General features: G+C 73.8%; 17 protein-coding genes and 1 tRNA gene. 14 read left to right on the top strand and 4 right to left on the bottom strand.

Translation table 11 applies throughout. The features are described from left to right. Positions 1-54 precede the first annotated feature (54 nt). Positions 55-1476: an APC family permease gene (locus ACWDUZ_RS29575; RefSeq protein ID WP_451634849.1), complete on the bottom strand. Its 1422-nt coding sequence runs from the start codon at positions 1474-1476 to the stop codon at positions 55-57. Between the two features lie 52 nt (positions 1477-1528). Then, positions 1529-2818: an ABC transporter substrate-binding protein gene (locus tag ACWDUZ_RS29570; protein ID WP_451634848.1), complete on the bottom strand. Its 1290-nt coding sequence runs from the start codon at positions 2816-2818 to the stop codon at positions 1529-1531. A gap of 48 nt (positions 2819-2866) precedes the next feature. Between ACWDUZ_RS29570 and ACWDUZ_RS29565 the strand changes: the two genes are divergently transcribed. From ACWDUZ_RS29565 to ACWDUZ_RS29505, 13 genes are all read left to right on the top strand, one after another. Further along, positions 2867-3352 (top strand): MarR family transcriptional regulator, encoded by a 486-nt coding sequence (locus ACWDUZ_RS29565; RefSeq protein ID WP_451634847.1) that lies wholly within the window; start codon positions 2867-2869, stop codon positions 3350-3352. 278 nt (positions 3353-3630) lie between these two features. Next, positions 3631-5970, top strand: a complete 2340-nt coding sequence (locus ACWDUZ_RS29560) for an ATP-binding protein (RefSeq protein WP_451634846.1) — start codon at positions 3631-3633, stop codon at positions 5968-5970. A 203-nt stretch (positions 5971-6173) separates the two neighbouring features. Next, positions 6174-6608, top strand: coding sequence for a roadblock/LC7 domain-containing protein (locus tag ACWDUZ_RS29555; protein WP_451634845.1), 435 nt, complete (start codon positions 6174-6176; stop codon positions 6606-6608). Beyond that, positions 6605-6982 (top strand): DUF742 domain-containing protein, encoded by a 378-nt coding sequence (locus tag ACWDUZ_RS29550; RefSeq protein WP_189904055.1) that lies wholly within the window; start codon positions 6605-6607, stop codon positions 6980-6982. Before ACWDUZ_RS29555 ends, ACWDUZ_RS29550 begins: the two co-directional genes overlap by 4 nt. Beyond that, a complete protein-coding gene (locus ACWDUZ_RS29545) occupies positions 6960-7664 on the top strand; it encodes a GTP-binding protein (protein WP_451634844.1) in 705 nt (234 codons plus the stop codon). The genes ACWDUZ_RS29550 and ACWDUZ_RS29545 overlap by 23 nt, the downstream gene beginning before the upstream one ends. Then, positions 7661-8329 carry a GAF domain-containing protein gene (locus tag ACWDUZ_RS29540; protein ID WP_451634843.1) on the top strand — a complete coding sequence of 223 codons (669 nt, stop codon included), beginning with the start codon at positions 7661-7663 and terminating at the stop codon, positions 8327-8329. Before ACWDUZ_RS29545 ends, ACWDUZ_RS29540 begins: the two co-directional genes overlap by 4 nt. A gap of 161 nt (positions 8330-8490) precedes the next feature. After that, positions 8491-9519, top strand: coding sequence for an L-threonine 3-dehydrogenase (gene tdh, locus ACWDUZ_RS29535; RefSeq protein WP_451634842.1), 1029 nt, complete (start codon positions 8491-8493; stop codon positions 9517-9519). A 38-nt stretch (positions 9520-9557) separates the two neighbouring features. Continuing rightward, positions 9558-10757: a glycine C-acetyltransferase gene (locus tag ACWDUZ_RS29530; RefSeq protein ID WP_451634841.1), complete on the top strand. Its 1200-nt coding sequence runs from the start codon at positions 9558-9560 to the stop codon at positions 10755-10757. A 123-nt stretch (positions 10758-10880) separates the two neighbouring features. Further along, positions 10881-11783: a LysR family transcriptional regulator gene (locus ACWDUZ_RS29525; protein ID WP_451634840.1), complete on the top strand. Its 903-nt coding sequence runs from the start codon at positions 10881-10883 to the stop codon at positions 11781-11783. Positions 11784-11862: 79 nt separating this feature from the next. Then, the gene (locus ACWDUZ_RS29520; RefSeq protein ID WP_451634867.1) at positions 11863-12465 is read left to right on the top strand and encodes a helix-turn-helix domain-containing protein; all 603 of its coding nucleotides are present in this window, start codon (positions 11863-11865) and stop codon (positions 12463-12465) included. 26 nt (positions 12466-12491) lie between these two features. Next, positions 12492-13007 carry an N-acetyltransferase family protein gene (locus ACWDUZ_RS29515; protein WP_451634866.1) on the top strand — a complete coding sequence of 172 codons (516 nt, stop codon included), beginning with the start codon at positions 12492-12494 and terminating at the stop codon, positions 13005-13007. A gap of 30 nt (positions 13008-13037) precedes the next feature. Continuing rightward, positions 13038-13397 (top strand): MmcQ/YjbR family DNA-binding protein, encoded by a 360-nt coding sequence (locus ACWDUZ_RS29510; protein WP_451634839.1) that lies wholly within the window; start codon positions 13038-13040, stop codon positions 13395-13397. 153 nt (positions 13398-13550) lie between these two features. After that, entirely contained in the window at positions 13551-14975 is a 1425-nt protein-coding gene (locus tag ACWDUZ_RS29505; protein WP_451634838.1) for an MFS transporter, read from the top strand. Positions 14976-15006: 31 nt separating this feature from the next. Here ACWDUZ_RS29505 and ACWDUZ_RS29500 read toward each other — a convergent pair whose 3' ends face one another. Together ACWDUZ_RS29500 and ACWDUZ_RS29495 are read right to left on the bottom strand one after the other, a co-directional pair. Further along, on the bottom strand, positions 15007-15927 hold the full coding sequence (locus ACWDUZ_RS29500; protein WP_451634837.1) for a transketolase family protein: 921 nt from the start codon (positions 15925-15927) through the stop codon (positions 15007-15009). 43 nt (positions 15928-15970) lie between these two features. Next, positions 15971-16678, bottom strand: a complete 708-nt coding sequence (locus ACWDUZ_RS29495; protein ID WP_451634836.1) for a transketolase — start codon at positions 16676-16678, stop codon at positions 15971-15973. A 171-nt stretch (positions 16679-16849) separates the two neighbouring features. On the opposite strand from ACWDUZ_RS29495, the gene ACWDUZ_RS29490 reads away from it, so the two are divergent. Next, a tRNA-Pro gene (locus tag ACWDUZ_RS29490) sits at positions 16850-16923 on the top strand. Positions 16924-16944: the final 21 nt, after the last annotated feature.

Raw genomic sequence — 16944 nt, 5'->3', positions numbered from 1 at the left:
GATGGTTCCTCCTGCCGAGCGGGAAACGGATGGGAAGTGCGGTGCCGGTGCGGGCTATCCGTTGCGGGGCGGCGCCGCCACCGGCTCGTCCGTGCTCTGCACCGCCGGCAGCTCCGGGCGCCGGCCGGCCAGCAGCAGCCCGGCCAGCACCACGACGCCGATGCCCAGCCAGACGAAGCCCAGCCGCTGCGCGGCGATGTCGGCGTTGACCACCACGTACGCCAGGATGGCGAAGCCGATGGCGGGCGCGATGAGGTGCCGCCAGTAGTCGCGGCTGCGCCGGCGGATCAGATAGTGCACGACCACGGACACGTGCAGCACCAGGAAGGTCGTCAGGGCACCGAAGTTGACCAGACTGCTGAGCAACGTCACCCCGTCGTCACGGGAGTTCATGTAGAGGCCGAGGCCCAGGGAGACCGCCGCCGTGAGCAGGGTCGCGTTCACGGGGACCCGGTGGCGCGGATGAACCCTGGCGAGGAACGAGGGCAGTTGCCTGTCCCGGGCCATCGCGTACAGCAGCCGGGAGGTGGCGGCCTGGGCCACCAGCGAGTTCGCGAAGCCCCACGCCACGGCGGTCGCCGCCGCGGTCAGGGTGGCCAGCCACTCGCCGGAGGCCACCCTGGCCGCGTCGTAGAAGGCGGTGCCGTCCGGGTCGCCCCGGCTGATGAGCCCGCCGGGGTCGGGCACCAGCAGGGAGGCCAGCCACGTCTGGACCACGAACAGCGCGCCCGCCAGCAGCAGCGCCGCCACCATGGACCGGCCGATGGCACGCGCGGAGTCCTTGTTCTCCTCGGCCAGCATCGAGATGCCGTCGAAGCCCAGGAAGCTCAGCACCGCGATGGAGACCGCGCCGAAGACCAGCGACCAGGAGAAGGTGTCGGCGTTGTAGACGGCCGTGAAGTCGAAGCCGCGGCCCTTGCCCTGGGCCAGCGCCACCACACCGACCACCACGAACACGGCCAGCACCAGCAGTTCGGCCAGCAGCATCACCTTGTTGACCCGCGCCGTCATCCGGATACCGGAGTAGTTGACGGCCGTGTTGAGCACCACGAAGCCCACCAGCCACAGCCACACGGGGACCGACGGCACCAGTGAGTTCATGGCGATCCCGGCGATCAGATACAGCAGCCCGGGCACCAGCACGTAGTCGAGCAGGATCATCCAGCCGGCCAGGAACCCGACCGGGGCGGCGATCCCGCGTCCGGCGTAGGCGTAGACCGAGCCGGACATCGGGAACGCCCGCGCCATCTGCGCGTAGCTCAGCGCGGTGAACATCATCGCCACCATGCCGATCGCGTACGTCAGCGCGACCATGCCGCCCGAGCCCTCGAAGACGCTGCCGAAGATCCCGAAGGGCGCGATCGGCACCATGAAGACCAGCCCGTAGACCAGCAGGTCACGGAAGCTCAGGGAGCGGTGGAGTTCCTGGCGGTAGCCGTAGCTCCCCAGTGAGCCGGGGGCCGGTTGTTCGGTCATCGCGTTCTCCTCGCTGCCGGGTGCCCGCGTCGCGGGGAGAGCGTACGGCCGGTTATTTCCAGATGGAAGTATCCGGTGCGGGGGAGGAGGCGCCCGATGCGGAGGAGCGGGCGGAGAACGGGAACGACCGGACGACCCGCAGCTCCGCGTCCTGAGCCCGGGCCAGGTGCATACGGGGGTGCGACGGCCCCAGCGGCGCCGACCGCCACGCCCGGCGGGCCGCCGCGTCCGTGCCGTGCAGCAGCCGGTGCACCGCCAGGGGCAGTCGGCCGTCCGGCCGCAGGGCCCCGCGCGCGGCCAGCGCCGCGACCAGGTGGACGCCGTCGTACAGGCCGCGCGCGTAGGCGTCCAGCACCGGCGCGGACGGGCCGAACAGCGCGCGGTGCCGCTCGGTCAACGCCAGCGCCCGGTCCTCGGCCAGCGAGGCGAAGGAGTCCATGCAGGAGTACAGGCCACCGGTGTCGTCCCCGCCGAGGGCCAGCAGCCCGTTCTCCTCCAGCGCCCCGGACAGCCGTATCAGCCGGCGATCGAGGCCGCTGTGCCGCAGCCCCCGGTTGAAGCACACCAGGTCCCGGCCGATCAGGCTCACCAGCACCGCGTCCACCCGGCGCCGGCGCAGCTCCTCCACCAGCCGCTGCAACGCCGGACCCACCCCGCCCAGAGGCACCCAGCTCTCCAGCACCACCTGGGCGTGCGCCCGCGCGATCGCCCGCCGTGCCGCCCCGTGCACGGCCCTCGGCCAGATGTAGTCACTGCCCACCAGGGCCCAGCGTCGCACCCGGTGACGTCGCGTCAGCCACGCGAGCGAGCCGGCGAGTTGCGGTCCGGGGTCGACGCCGGTGCACACCACGCCCGGCAGCCGGCCGCCGCCCTCGTGCGGCGGGGTGAAGACGTACGGCACCCGTCCGGACACCACCGGCTCGACGGCCCGGTGCACATCGCTGGCGTGGAAGCCGGCCACGGCCTCCACCACCCCGGCCCCGACCAGGCCCGCGACCTCCGCCGCCACCGCACGCGGCGCACGGCCACCGTCCACCAGCACCAACTCCAGCCGGCGCTCGGCGGGCCGGACCGGGACCGGCCGGGCGGCTCCGGTCGCCCCCGCGACCGTCCGTCCGCACCCCTCGCCCCCGCACACCTCGATGCCGCCCCCGGCGTTGACCTCGTGCGCCGCCAGCAGGGCCGCGTCCAGTGCGGACGGCCCGATCATCCCCAGCGCGCCGGACTGCGGCACCAGCAGACACAGCCGGAAGGCCGCCGGGTCCAAGGGCCCGTGCAGCGCGTCGAGCGGCTCCAGCAGCCGCGACTGGAGGTCCACGCCGAAGTCCCCGCCGAGATCCACGCCGCGAGTATGCTCCAGGAACGCGGGCGACGGAGGAGGTGAGTACGCATGGAGCGCGTACGGCCGACTCCGACCGGACCCGCCCCGGCACCGTCCGGCGCGGCGGACGGCGGCGACCGGCGGCCCGCCGCGACCCCGCTCGTCGAGGTGCTCACCCTGGCCCAGCGCCGGCTGGCCCAGGGCCTGGCCGCGGTGCTCGACGAGGAGCACTGCACGGTCGACCAGTGGCGGGTCATGCGCGCCCTCGCCGACGACGGCCGCGCGATGGGCGAGCTGTCCCAGGCACTGCTCATCCCGCAGGCATCCCTCACCCGGCTCGTCGACACGCTCGCCGACGACGGCTGGGTCCACCGCCGCCAGTCCGACACCGACCGGCGCCGCATCCGCGTCCACCTGTCCCGGCGCGGCCGGACCCGGCTCGCCCGGCTCGACGCGCTCGCCGCCGCCCACGAGTCGGCCCTGCGCGCCGCCGTCGGCACCGACGCCCTCGGCCCGCTGGTCACCCACCTCGCGGCAGGCCGCGAGACCCGCTGAATCACTGAGTGAGAGTGCCGGCCGAGCCGGGCGAGATCGGTCTGCCGTACGACCCGTGATTCCGGACTGCCGTACGACCCCTCATACCAGAGCGGGGTGATCCCCGGGCGATTTTGTCAACTGCCCACCGCACATGATGCGCGGGTGACTACGGTGAGTGGTCGTCGGGAGACGCTGTGCCGCTCTTCGCGGACCGGCCGACCGGCACAGCGATGGCGCATGCCCGCTCGCGCCCCACGTGCGAGCACACAGGCCCGACGGACCAGTACGAGGATCAGATGTCTCACCTCCGTGCACCGGCCGCCCGCGCAGACCGCCGTGAGGGCGGACGGCACGGTCGCCCGGTCGCCCGCACCGTCCCCTCGCTGCCCCAGACCCACATACGGCCCCAACTGCTCCGCCTCGCGGTGCTGCCACCGACCGCGGTCGCCCTCGCCGCGGGCGCCGCCGTGCTCTTCACGGTGCGCTCCGCCGGCGCCCGCCCCGGCCCCGTCCTGTGGGCGGTGCTCGCCGGGGCGTCGGCGGTGGCGCTCGCGGGCATCGTCACCGCCGCCGTCGCCGCGGGCCGGGCCGCCCGGTCCGTGACCGAGCGGCTCGACGCGCTGCGCCGCGGCACGGTGCGCCGCGAGGACGACCTGGGAGCCCTCGTCGACGCGCTGCGCCACGGCGAGAGCCCGCCCGAGCGCACGCCGCGCGGCGTACCGCCGGACGGCGCCGACGAGTTCGAACTTCTCGCCGCCGACCTGGCCCGCGCCCACGACGGGGCGGTCGCCGCGGTCGTCCAGGCCAGCAGGCTCTCCAGCCAGGCGGGCAGCGAGCAGAAGCTCGAGGTCTTCGTCAACCTCGCCCGGCGCCTGCAGTCCCTGGTGCACCGCGAGATCTCCATCCTCGACGAGCTGGAGAACCGGATCGAGGACCCCGACCTGCTCAAGGGCCTCTTCCACGTCGACCACCTCGCCACCCGCATCCGCCGCCACGCCGAGAACCTCGCCGTGCTCGGCGGCGCCGTCTCCCGCCGCCAGTGGAGCCACCCCGTCTCCATGACCGAGGTACTGCGCTCCGCCATCGCCGAGGTCGAGCAGTACTCCAGGGTCAAGCTCGTCCCGCCCGTCGACGGACGGCTGCGCGGCCACGCCGTCGCCGACGTCATCCACCTGCTGGCCGAACTCGTCGAGAACGCCACGGTGTTCTCCGCCCCGCAGACCCAGGTCCTGCTGCGCGCCGGCCTCGTCACCTCCGGACTCGCCGTGGAGGTCGAGGACCGGGGCCTCGGCATGCCCGTCGACGAACAGGTCAGGATGAACTCCCTGCTGGCCGACCCCGACCAGGTCAACGTCGCCCGTCTGCTCGCGGACGGGCGGATCGGCCTGTTCGTCGTCTCCCAACTCGCCAAGCGGCACGGCATCACCGTCCGGTTGCAGACGAACATCTACGGCGGCGTACAGGCAGTCCTGGTCATCCCGCAGGCGCTGCTGGGGGCCGGACCGGGGCCGGACGCCGACGCTCCCGCGGACGTACGGCCACCGCGGCGACCGCAGCCCGCGACAGGCGACGGCCCACACCGCACCGCGGCGGCAGGACCGCCGTACGCGGCCGGACCGGTCCCCGCTCCCGTCGGCGCGACCGGCCCCGGCACGCCCGCGCAGGGCGGCGCAGGGAACGACGGTGACCGCGGCGATCGCCGGACCGGGGACGGCGATGGACAGGGCGGCGTGCGTGACGGCCGTACCGGCAGGCACTCGGCGCCTCCGGCCGGGCGGGCACCCGGGCCGGCGTCCTTCGGCGGAGGCATCCCCACGGTGGCCGCCCCGAACGGCGTCCGCGTACGTCCTCCGGCCGGAACGCCCACCGGTGGCGCGCTTCCCCCGGTCGGCGGACACCTCCTCGGCCCCGTCCCGTCGGCAGGGGGCAACGGGACGGACGGGCCCGCGGTCACCGGCGTGGAGCCCGCCCGCGAGCTCCCGCCGGCCGGCCCACCGGCACCACCGGCGGCTGGCGGCGGTCCCGCGCCCCTGCCCCGGCGCGGCGCCCGTACGGGACGGGCGAACCCGGCGGAGGCGGTGCCCGGCATCCAGCCCGAGGACCGCGCCACCGTGGCCGCGAACGAGGGGGTCGTGCCCGGCCCGCGCGATGGCCTGGTACGCGGCACCATGGGCAAACCGCAACTGCCCCAGCGCCGTGCGCAGCAGCACATCGTGCCCCAGTTGCGCGGCGGCCCGGCACCCCGCCAGGGCGGCGAGTCCTTCGCGGGGCACGACCCCGGCCTGATGGCCGCGTTCCAGCGCGGGATCGGACTCGCCGATTCCGATCACCGCCGGCAACCGCACCCGCCGGACCAGGAGACCGCGGCCGAGGCGGGGACACGGGCCGACGGGGAGACGGCGGCGAACCCCCCGGACGAGGGGCCCGGCTCCGCCACCCTGCCGACCACGGCCGCGTCCTGGGGCGGCGCGCCCTCCACGGACACACCACCGCACGACACGCCACCGGCCCCGCAGGCCGTTTCGCCCGAACCCGTGCCGCCCACACAGGGGCGGCCCACGTCACCCCTGTCGGCGCCCATGCCGTCCGTGCCCGACCTCACCGCTCGGCACGACGGGAGCGCGCCGCCCGCATGACCCCCACCAGCACGATCGGCGTCACCGGCAGGACCGGCCCGCGGCCCCCTCGATCCCGGGGGCACGTCCCCGCCCGGGCCCCCTCGCCGGTCTCCGCGACCGCTCCCGTCCCCGAACCGGCCCCCACGTCCACCGCCAATCCCCCTGCCACCCCCATCTCCAGCGCTCCCGCAGACCTTCGTACCCCAAGGAGTCGATCCACCATGGCGAGCGATGCGCCGACCGGCCACGTGTCCGACCTCGACTGGCTGATGAGCGGCCTCGTGCAGCGTGTACCGCACACCACCAGCGCGGTCCTGCTGTCCTGCGACGGACTGGTGAAGTCCGTGCACGGCCTGGACCCCGACAGCGCCGACCACATGGCCGCGCTGGCCTCCGGCCTGTACTCCCTCGGCCGCAGCGCCGGGATCCGCTTCGGCGACGGGGGTGACGTACGGCAGGTCGTCGTCGAACTCGACTCGACCCTGCTGTTCGTCACCACGGCCGGCTCCGGCACCTGTCTCGCCGTGCTCGCCGGCCGTGAGGCCGACGCGGCGGTCCTGGGCTACGAGATGGCGATGCTGGTCAAGAGCGTCCGTCCCTACCTCGTGACCGCGCCCCGCCAGTACACCGTCGAACCCCCGGCGCTGCGGCCTTGAGCGCGGCGGCGGCCGGCGACGGGCCCTGGCTCGACGACGCGGCCGGACGGCTGGTGCGCCCCTTCACGGTCAGCAACGGCCGCACCCGGCCCAGCATCGCACTCGACCTCATGTCGCAGGTGATGGCGACCGGGGTGACGCCGCTGGGGTATCTCGGCCCCGAGCACGGGCAGGCGCTCGAACTGTGCCTCGCACCCGTCTCGGTGGCCGAGATCGCCGCTCATCTGAGGTTGCCGGCGGCGGTGGCCAAGGTGCTGCTGTCCGACCTCGTCGACTGCGGCGCCCTCACCACGAAACCCCCCGTGACCCACCACCACCCCACTGACCGGGCTCTTCTGGAGGCAGTGCTCGATGGACTACGACGACAGCTCTGACCACGGCGGCGGCCACCACCGCGGCGGCGGGTACGACGGCGGCGGGCACGACTACGGCGGGCACGGCCACGGCGGGCACGAGAACGGCACGCAAGCCCGGGGCGGCGGCTCCGACCCGTTTCCCACCGCGCTCAAGGTCCTGGTGGCGGGCGGGTTCGGCGTGGGCAAGACGACCTTCGTCGGCGCCGTCAGCGAGATCGCGCCGCTGAGCACCGAGGAACTCCTCACCACCGTCAGTGAGGGCACCGACAACCTCGACGGCGTCGAGAACAAGGTCGAGACGACCGTCGCGATGGACTTCGGGCGTATCACCCTCGACCCGCGGCACGTGCTCTACCTGTTCGGAACGCCCGGTCAGGAGCGGTTCTGGTTCATGTGGGACGAGTTGTCGGAGGGCGCGCTGGGCGCGGTGATCCTCGCCGACACCCGCCGCCTCCAGGAGTGCTTCGCGGCCGTCGACTTCTTCGAGCAGCGCGGTCTCTCCTTCATCATCGCCGTCAACGAGTTCGACGGCGCCTACCGCTACCACCCCGACGAGGTGCGCTCCGCCCTCGACCTCGACCCGGAGATCCCGGTGGTCCGTTGCGACGCCCGAATCTCCAGCTCGGGCGTGCAGACCCTGCTGACCCTCGTACGGCACCTCCTCGCCCAGACCCCGCACAGCGCCGGAGCCCGGCCATGAGCTACGACCCGCCGCGCCCGGCCGGTCGCCTGCTGCTCACTCCCGAGGACACCGAGGCCCCCGCCCGCACCCTGCGGCTGCGCGGCCTCGGTCTGGGGGAGCGTCCCGAGCCGGCCCTCGACGCCTTCGCGGACCGGCTCGCCGAGCGCACCCGGGCGCCCTACGCGATGGTCAACTTCCCGCACGAGAACGGCCAGTTCTTCGCCGGCCTGCACCGGCCGGCACGGGACGTCCTGAACGTCGACGCTCCCGCCCCCGTCGCCTCCGCCGACGGCGGCGACGGACGGGCGGCCCGTGCCGTTCCGGCGGACGTGACGGCCCTCGCTCCCGCCGACGGCGAGAGCCCGCGCCCCGAAGTGGGCCGCCACCTCGCCCGCGACCACAGCTTCTGCCCCCATGTGGTGGCCCGGCGCAGGGCACTGGTGCTGGAGGACGTGCGCGACTATCCGCGGTTCGCGGGCAACCCGGTGGTCGACGAGTTCGGCATCCGTTCCTACCTCGGTGCCCCGCTCATCGACAGCACGGGGATGGTGCTCGGCACGGTGTGCGTCGTCGACGTCGTGCCGCGCCCGTGGGGCCGGGAGGGCCTGGACACGATCAAGTCGGCGGCGGCCGAACTCACCCGGCGGCTGGAGGAGAGGGCGGCGGACGGCTTCGGCAGGTGAGGGGGTGTGAAGGAAAGCTGTGGCCGCGTTTAAGAAATCCTCGATGGACCCGCGCGCCGTCGTACGGCAGATTGCTGTCCGATCCCACCCCCTTCCCCGGACGCGGGTTCCTCCGGCATGCCCGGATCCCGCCCCGGGCGCCGAGTACAGGAGCCGTTGCGTTGAAGGCGCTGGTCAAGCAGAAGGCGGAGCCCGGACTGTGGCTCGCGGACGTGCCCGAGCCCGTCATCGGGCCCGGTGACGTACTGATCAAGGTGCTGCGCACCGGTGTCTGCGGCACCGACCTGCACATCCGGGCCTGGGACGGCTGGGCGCAGCAGGCGATCAGCACGCCGCTCGTGGTCGGTCACGAGTTCGTCGGCGAGGTCGTCGAGACCGGGCGCGACGTCGTGGACGTCAAGGCCGGCGACCGGGTCAGCGGCGAGGGTCACCTGGTGTGCGGCAAGTGCCGCAACTGCCTGGCCGGGCGCCGCCATCTGTGCCGGGCCACCGTCGGTCTGGGGGTGGGCCGCGACGGCGCCTTCGCCGAGTACGTCGCCCTGCCCGCCTCCAACGTCTGGGTGCACCGCGTCCCGGTGGACCTCGACATCGCCGCGATCTTCGACCCGTTCGGCAACGCGGTGCACACCGCGCTGTCCTTCCCGCTGGTCGGCGAGGACGTGCTGATCACCGGCGCCGGACCGATCGGCCTGATGGCCGCCGCGGTGGCCCGGCACGCGGGCGCCCGTAACGTCGTGATCACCGACGTGAGCGAGGAGCGCCTGGAACTGGCCCGCAAGATCGGCGTGAGCCTCGCGCTCAATGTCGCCGCGTCGACGATCGCCGAGGGGCAGCGCTCGCTCGGCCTGCGCGAGGGCTTCGACATCGGCCTGGAGATGTCCGGCCGTCCCGAGGCGATGCGCGACATGATCGCCAACATGACGCACGGCGGCCGGATCGCCATGCTCGGCCTGCCCGCCGAGAAGTTTTCGGTGGACTGGGCCCGGATCGTCACCTCGATGATCACCATCAAGGGCATCTACGGCCGTGAGATGTTCGAGACCTGGTACGCCATGTCGGTGCTCCTGGAGGGCGGCCTCGACCTCGCCCCGGTGATCACCGGCCGGTACGGCTACCGCGACTTCGAGGCGGCGTTCGCGGACGCGGCCAGCGGCAAGGGCGGCAAGGTCATCCTCGACTGGACCGCGTAACCCCCGTCATCCGCAAGCACTTTCAGGAGATCTGCCCCATGTTCGACACCGTCCGCGACGACCTCCGCGCCACCCTCGACGAGATCCGGGCCGCCGGTCTGCACAAGCCCGAGCGGGTCATCGGTACCCCGCAGTCCGCGACCGTCGAGGTCACCGCGGGCGGCCGCCCCGGCGAGGTCCTCAACTTCTGCGCCAACAACTACCTGGGCCTGGCCGACCACCCCGAGGTGATCGCCGCCGCCCACGAGGCCCTGGACCGCTGGGGCTACGGCATGGCCTCCGTGCGCTTCATCTGCGGCACCCAGGAGGTGCACAAGGAGCTGGAGGCCCGGCTGTCGGCGTTCCTCGGCCAGGAGGACACGATCCTGTACTCCTCCTGCTTCGACGCCAACGGCGGTGTGTTCGAGACGCTGCTCGGCCCCGAGGACGCGGTCGTCTCCGACGCCCTCAACCACGCCTCCATCATCGACGGCATCCGGCTGTCCAAGGCCCGCCGCTTCCGCTACGCCAACCGCGACATGGCGGACCTGGAACAGCGGTTGAAGGAGGCGAACGAGGGCGGCGCCCGGCGCAAGCTGATCGTCACCGACGGCGTCTTCTCCATGGACGGCTACGTGGCCCCGCTGCGTGAGATCTGCGACCTCGCCGACCGCTACGACGCGATGGTCATGGTCGACGACTCGCACGCCGTCGGCTTCGTCGGCCCCGGCGGCCGCGGCACCCCCGAACTGCACGGCGTGATGGACCGCGTCGACATCATCACCGGCACCCTCGGCAAGGCCCTCGGCGGTGCCTCCGGCGGCTACGTCGCCGCCCGCGCCGAGATCGTCGCCCTGCTGCGCCAGCGCTCGCGGCCGTACCTGTTCTCCAACACCCTCGCGCCGGTGATCGCCGCCGCCTCGCTGAAGGTGCTGGACCTGCTGGAGTCGGCCGACGACCTGCGGGTCCGGCTGGCCGAGAACACCGCGCTGTTCCGCTCCCGGATGACCGAGGAGGGCTTCGACATCCTCCCCGGCGACCACGCCATCGCACCGGTGATGATCGGCGACGCGGCCAAGGCCGGACGGATGGCCGAGCTGCTGCTGGAGCGGGGGGTGTACGTGATCGGCTTCTCCTACCCGGTCGTCCCCCAGGGCCAGGCCCGCATCCGTGTCCAGCTCTCCGCGGCGCACTCCACCGCGGACGTCGACCGCGCCGTCGACGCCTTCGTCGCGGCCCGCGCGGAGCTGGAGGGCTGAACGAGACGCACGGCTGACCGGCCCGCGGCCTCCCGGCCGGCGGCCTCCCGGCCCGCGGCCTCCCGGCCCGCGGCCTCCCGGCCGGCGGCCCGGACTGCCGGCGGTCTTGCGATAATCGATCTCATGATCGAAGCGCGGCGGTTGCACATCCTCCGTGCGGTGGCCGACCACCGTACGGTCACGGCGGCTGCCGCCGCGCTGTACCTGACGCCCTCGGCCGTCTCGCAGCAGCTGACGGCCCTGGAGCAGGAGACCGGGCACCGGCTGGTGGAACGCGGCGCGAAGGGCGTACGGCTCACCCCGGCCGGCGAGATCCTGCTCGGCCACACCAACGCCGTCCTCGCCCAGCTGGAGCGGGCGGAGGCCGAGCTGGCGGCCTACGGTTCGGGCGCGGCCGGCACGGTCACCGTCGCCTCCTTCGCCACCGGCATCGCCGAGGTGGTGGCACCCGCGGTGGCCCACCTGGTCGAGGCGGCGCCCGGCATCCGTATCCGCGTCCGGGACGCCGAGGGCGACGCCAGCCTTCCGATGGTGCTGGACCGGCAGGTCGACGTGGCGGTCGCCGTGGAGTACCGGGGCGCGCCGCCCGCGGACGATCCCCGCCTCGCCCACCTCCCGCTGTACGCAGAGCCCTTCGACGCGGTCGTCCCGGCCACCCACCGCGTGGCCGACGCGGCCGAGGTGCCGCTGGCCGAGCTGGCCAAGGACCCGTGGATCAGCCCCTACCCGGGCAACCCGTGCCATGACGTGGTGGTCCTTGCCTGCGAGAACGCCGGGTTCCAGCCCCGTATCGACCACTCCTCCGACGACTTCCGCGCGGTCGTGGCCCTCGCCGCGGCCGACGCCGGCGTGGCCCTCGTGCCGCGCTCCGCGCTGCGCGGCATGGACCTGGGGGGCGCGGTCGTCCGGCCGGTCGACGGGGTGGCGCCCACGCGCCGGGTCTTCGCGGCGGTGCGCCGGGGCGCCGAGGAGCATCCCCTGATCCGCCCGGTGCTGGACGCCCTGGGCGAGGCCGCCCGGGAATGAGGACTCCGTAACACTGCTGTCTCATATCCGGGGTAACTTCCCGGATATGAGACGCACCCAGGAGAGCTCACCGGACTCGATGAGCCTGCCCGACCGGACGACGGACCGGACGAGCCCGTCGAACCCGGATCCGGTGGACGCCCGACTCGGCGCACGGCTGGCCCAGCTGAGAACCGAGCGCGGCTGGTCGCTGGGGGAACTGGCGGAGCGCAGCGGAGTGAGCCGGTCCACCCTGTCGCGGGCGGAACGCGCCGAGACCAGCCCCACCGCCGCGCTGCTGAACCGGCTGTGCCACGTCTACGGGCGGACCATGTCCCAGTTGCTCAGCGAGATCGAGGCGGAGCCCGCCCCGCTGGTACGGGCCGCCGACCAGCCGGTGTGGGAGGACCGTGACTCCGGCTTCGTACGGCGCTCGGTGTCGCCGCCGCACACCGGACTGCGCGGCGAACTCGTCGAGGGCCGGCTCGCCGCCGGCGCCGACATCGCCTACGACCGTCCGCCCGTCGCCGGTCTGGAGCAGCACATCTGGGTGCTGGAGGGGGCCCTGGAGGTGACCGTGCGGGACACCGTCCACCGGCTCGGGGCCGGCGACTGCCTGCGGATGCGCGTGTGGGGGCCGACGCGGTTCCGGTGCGCGGACGACATGGGTGCGCGCTATCTGCTGGCGGTGGTGCGGCCGTGACGGCGCGATCCCCGGCCCCGGAGGCCATGGACCCGGACCGGCTGGAGAACATGGCCGAGGAACTGGCCGCGCTCCTGGTCGACACGGTGGACGGTGGCGCCTCCGTGGGCTTCCTCGCGCCCATGGAACCGGCCGAGGCCCTGCTGTGGTGGCGGGAGAGTGCGCGGGCCGTGGCCGCCGGGCGGCTCGCGGTGTGGGTGGCGTACGACGCCGGCGGCCCGGCCGGCACCGTGAGCCTCGCCCTCCCCGACAAGCCCAACAGCCGCCACCGCGCCGAGGTCGTCAAGCTGATGGTGCACCGCTGTGCCCGCGGACGCGGGCTGGGCCGCACGCTCCTGGCCACCGCCGAGGCGGCGGCCGCCGCGGCCGGGATCACCCTGCTGCACCTGGACACCGAGACCGGCAGCCCCGCCGAGGCCCTGTACCGCTCCGCCGGCTGGACCCGCGCCGGGACGATCCCCGACTACGCGGCGAGCCCCGGCGGCGGGCTGCGGCCGACGACCCTGTACTACAAGCACGTGGGGGCACCCGCCGGCGGCTGACTGTCAGTGCCCGCGACTACGGTGCATGCCATGCCGGACGCCGAAGACGTACGCCGTATCGCCCTTTCCCTGCCGGACACGACGGAGAAGACCGCCTGGAGCATGCCCACGTTCCGGGTCGCGGGCAAGATGTTCGCCACGCTGCCGGAGGACGAGACCTCCATCGCCGTGCGCTGCCCCAAGGAGGAGCGCGACGAACTGGTCCTGGCCGAACCGGAGAAGTTCTGGATCGCGGGCCACGAGGCCCAGTTCGCCTGGGTCCGCGCCCGACTCGCCGCGCTGGACGACGAGGAGGAACTGCGTGACATCCTCGCCGACTCCTGGCGCCAGGCCGCCCCGCCCCGCCTGCTGGAGGCCCACCCCGAGCTGGGACAGCCCACCGCCCGCTGAAATCCCCTCGGGCGCTGTCGGCGGGCCATGGCATGATCCGGAACACGGAGGCGGTCGGCGCGGAGGGGATCTCGGCTGCCGCCGCGGGGAGGAGACAGGGGCGAGCGGGGCACGGACCGGGCGGGGTCCGGCCGGGGAGGGAGTGTCGAGGGGATGACCGGGACATCATCGCAGTCGTCACCGGGGGAGGCGGCACGGCAGGCCGGCGGTGCCGGAGCCGGTGCGTCGCGCGCCGCCGGTGGGCGAGCCGACGCCGGAGCCCGGGCGGCGGCCGGGCCGGGGCCCGAGGACGGAGCGCGGGAGCGGCCGGTCTGGTCGCGGGACTTCGCGCTGTTCTTCGTCGCGCGAGCCGTCGCCCGTCTCGGCGACACCATGCTGCCCGTCGCGCTCGCCGCGGGCCTGCTGGAACACGGGTACGGTGCGGGCGCGGTCGGCCTCGCCATGGCCTCGACGGCCGCCGCCTTCGCCGGACTCGTGGTCTTCGGCGGGGTCATCGCCGACCGGTTCAGCACCCGCAAGCTGATGATCGGCGCCGACCTCGTCCGGCTCGGCACCCAGTCACTGGCCGCCGTCCTGTTCTACTCCGGGCACGTCGTGCTGTGGGAGATCTGCGCGATCGGCCTCGCCAACGGTGTGGCGGGCGCGGTGTTCCAGCCCGGCGTGGCCAGTACGGTGCCCCGGCTCGCCGCCGACATCCAGGGGGCCAACGGCGCCATACGCATTGCCGAGTCCGCCGCCCAGCTCGCCGGCCCGGCCGTCGCCGGCCTCCTCGTCGGCTTCGCCTCGCCCGGCGGAGTGTTCGCGGCCCACGCCGCCACCTACGCGGTCAGCGCCCTGTGTCTGCTGCTGCTCAGGCTGCCCGCGCTACCCGCCGGGAGCGACCCCACGGCCGGCCACGGCTCGGGGACGTTCAAGGCCGACCTGGTCGAAGGATGGCGGGAGTTCAGAGCCCGGACCTGGCTGTGGGGTGTCATCGCCGTCTGGTGCCTCTACATGATCGCCGTCTGGGGGCCGACCGTCCCGCTGGTGGCCACGGAAGTGGTCCAGCAGCACGGCCCGCGCTCCTACGGCCTGGTCAACTCCGCCCTGGGCGCGGGCACCGTCGTCGGCGGCTTCCTCGCGCTGCGGCTGCGGCCACGCCGGATGCTGCGGGCCGGCGCGGTCGCCCTCTTCGCCTTCGTCTGCTTCCCCGCGGCCGTCGGGGCCGGCCTGGGGGTGCCGCTGATGGCGGCGGGCGCCGCGGTCGCCGGTGCGGGCATGTCGTTCTGGGGTGTGATGTGGGCGACCAGCGTCCAGACCCAGGTTCCACCCGACGTCCTGAACCGCATCCACGCGTACGACGTGGCGGGTTCCCTGGCCATGATGCCCGTCGGCCAGGCCCTCGCCGGGCCCGCCGCCTCGGCCCTGGGCGCCGGCCATGTGCTGCTGGTGTCCGCCGCGGTCAGCCTGGTCGTGCCGACCGCGCTGCTCGCGGTCCCCGCGATACGCGACCTGATACGCGCCGACGCACGGCCTGCCGCCCCCGTGGCGGGCGCGATGGCCGGACCGGGGCGGCCACCGCACCCGGAGAGGCCGTAGCCCGCCGAACGGCACCGCGACCCCGTCGGTCTCACACGCGCCCCGGCACCGGTCCACCGCCGAGGAACGCCGAGATCCGCTCCCGCAGTGATCGGGCGTCGAGCCCGTGCGCGGCGGTGTGCTCCGCGACGGTTCCGTAGCGTCGCAGTTCGGCGCGTCCCACGCCGAGACCCAGGATGCGGTGCGGGACGTCGGACAGCGCCTCGTTCGCGGCGGCCGTCGAGGTGCCCGCCAGGTACGGTTCGACGAGGACGACGTCGGTCCCGGCCGTCCGCGTGGCCTGCCGCAGGGCGGCCGCGTCGAAGGGCCGTACGGTCGTCGCGTACAGCACGGTCGCATCGAGCCCCTCGGTCGCGTCGAGCACCGCGTCGAGGGACGGGCCCACGGCGACGACGACGCCCGAGCGGCCCTCGCGCAGGGTGGTGAAGCGCTCCCCGTCGACGGGGCGCGCCTGTGCGTTGGACTGCGCGGAGAGCCGTACGTAGACCTTGTCGTCGCCCGCGGCGACCGCGTGCCGCAGCAGGGTCTCGGCCTCGTCCGGATGGCCGGGCACATGGACGGTCCAGCCGTCCAGGGTGTCCAGCAGCGCCACATCGCCCGGCGCCATGTGGGTGTAGCCGCCCGCGGGCCAGTCGTAGGACGCGGCGGCGCTCACCAGCACCGCGCCCACGCCCTGGTGCCCGAGATCGAGTTTGACCTGCTCGAAGGGGCGCTCGACGAGAAAGCTCGCGAAGGTGTGCACCACCGGCCGCATCCCGGTCAGCGCCAGCCCCGCGCCGGCGCCGACCAGGAGCTGCTCACGGATGCCCACATTGATCACCCGGTCGGGATGCCGGCGCCGGGCCTCGGCGAAGCCGTCCTTGCCGATCTCGGCGAGGACGACCGCGACCCGCGGATCCTCGTCGAGCAGACGGGAGACGACGGGCGCGAAACGGTCACGCATGGTGTCCATGAGGATGGACCCTTTCCACGGAGAGGGAGAAGGCAGGAGGAGGTCAGGCGTTCTTCGGCTCGACCCGGGCCACCACCACGTGCGGCCGGCCGGGGTGCGGTGCGGTGAAGGCGGCGTACAGCGCCTCGTGGTCGCGGCCGTCGACCGTCAGCGCCGACCAGCCGGCCGCCTCGAAGCGGGCCGCGATCCCGCCCGGACGGGCGTGGCTGGCGGAGGCGTTGTCGACGACGACGGTGTGCAACTGCTCGAGTCCCGCCGGTCCGGCGAAGGCGAGCGCCTCGTGGTTGCTGCCCTCGTCCAGTTCGGCGTCCCCGGTCAGCACCCACACCCGGGGCCGGTCGTGCCCCTGGGCACGCAGCCCCAGGGCGGTGCCCACGGCGATCGGCAGTCCGTGCCCCAGCGACCCGCTGCCGATCTCGGCACCCGGCACGAGGGTGCGGTCGGGATGGTGCCCGAGCGGGGAGTCGTAGGCGCCGAACCGAGGCAGCCAGTCCACGGGCACGAAACCCTTCGCGGCGAGCACCGCGTAGTAGGCCATCGGTCCGTGCCCCTTCGACAGCAGGAACCGGTCCCGCTCCGGGTCGTCCCGCTGCTCCGGGCGGATGCGCAGCACCCGGTCGTAGAGGACCCAGAGCACGTCGAGCGTGGAGGTGGCGGCGGGTCCGTGCTTCTCGTCGCCCGTCATGAGCCCCATCAGGCGCGGCAGGTCGGCGTACCCGTGGGTGCGCCCGCGTTCTTCGGTGATCGGCATGGGTACGATCGTGCGACCTCAATCAAACTTGAGGTCAAGTGCCGTTGTCCTCGCCGGCGGGTGAAGCCCTCGCCGAGCGCGTCGGCCAAAAGGGGTGCGCGACCACCGGCCCGAGTGCGGTATTGTTTTCCTGCGCGTTCGGCCGGGGGAAACCCCAGGTCAGACGGGCAACGGGACGTGGCGCAGCTTGGTAGCGCACTTGACTGGGGGTCAAGGGGTCGCAGGTTCAAATCCTGTCGTCCCGACGTGTGAAGACGCAGGTCGGA

It is taken from the genome of Streptomyces sp. NPDC003393 (assembly GCF_053589015.1).
This window is presented reverse-complemented; position numbering and strand designations above follow the sequence as displayed.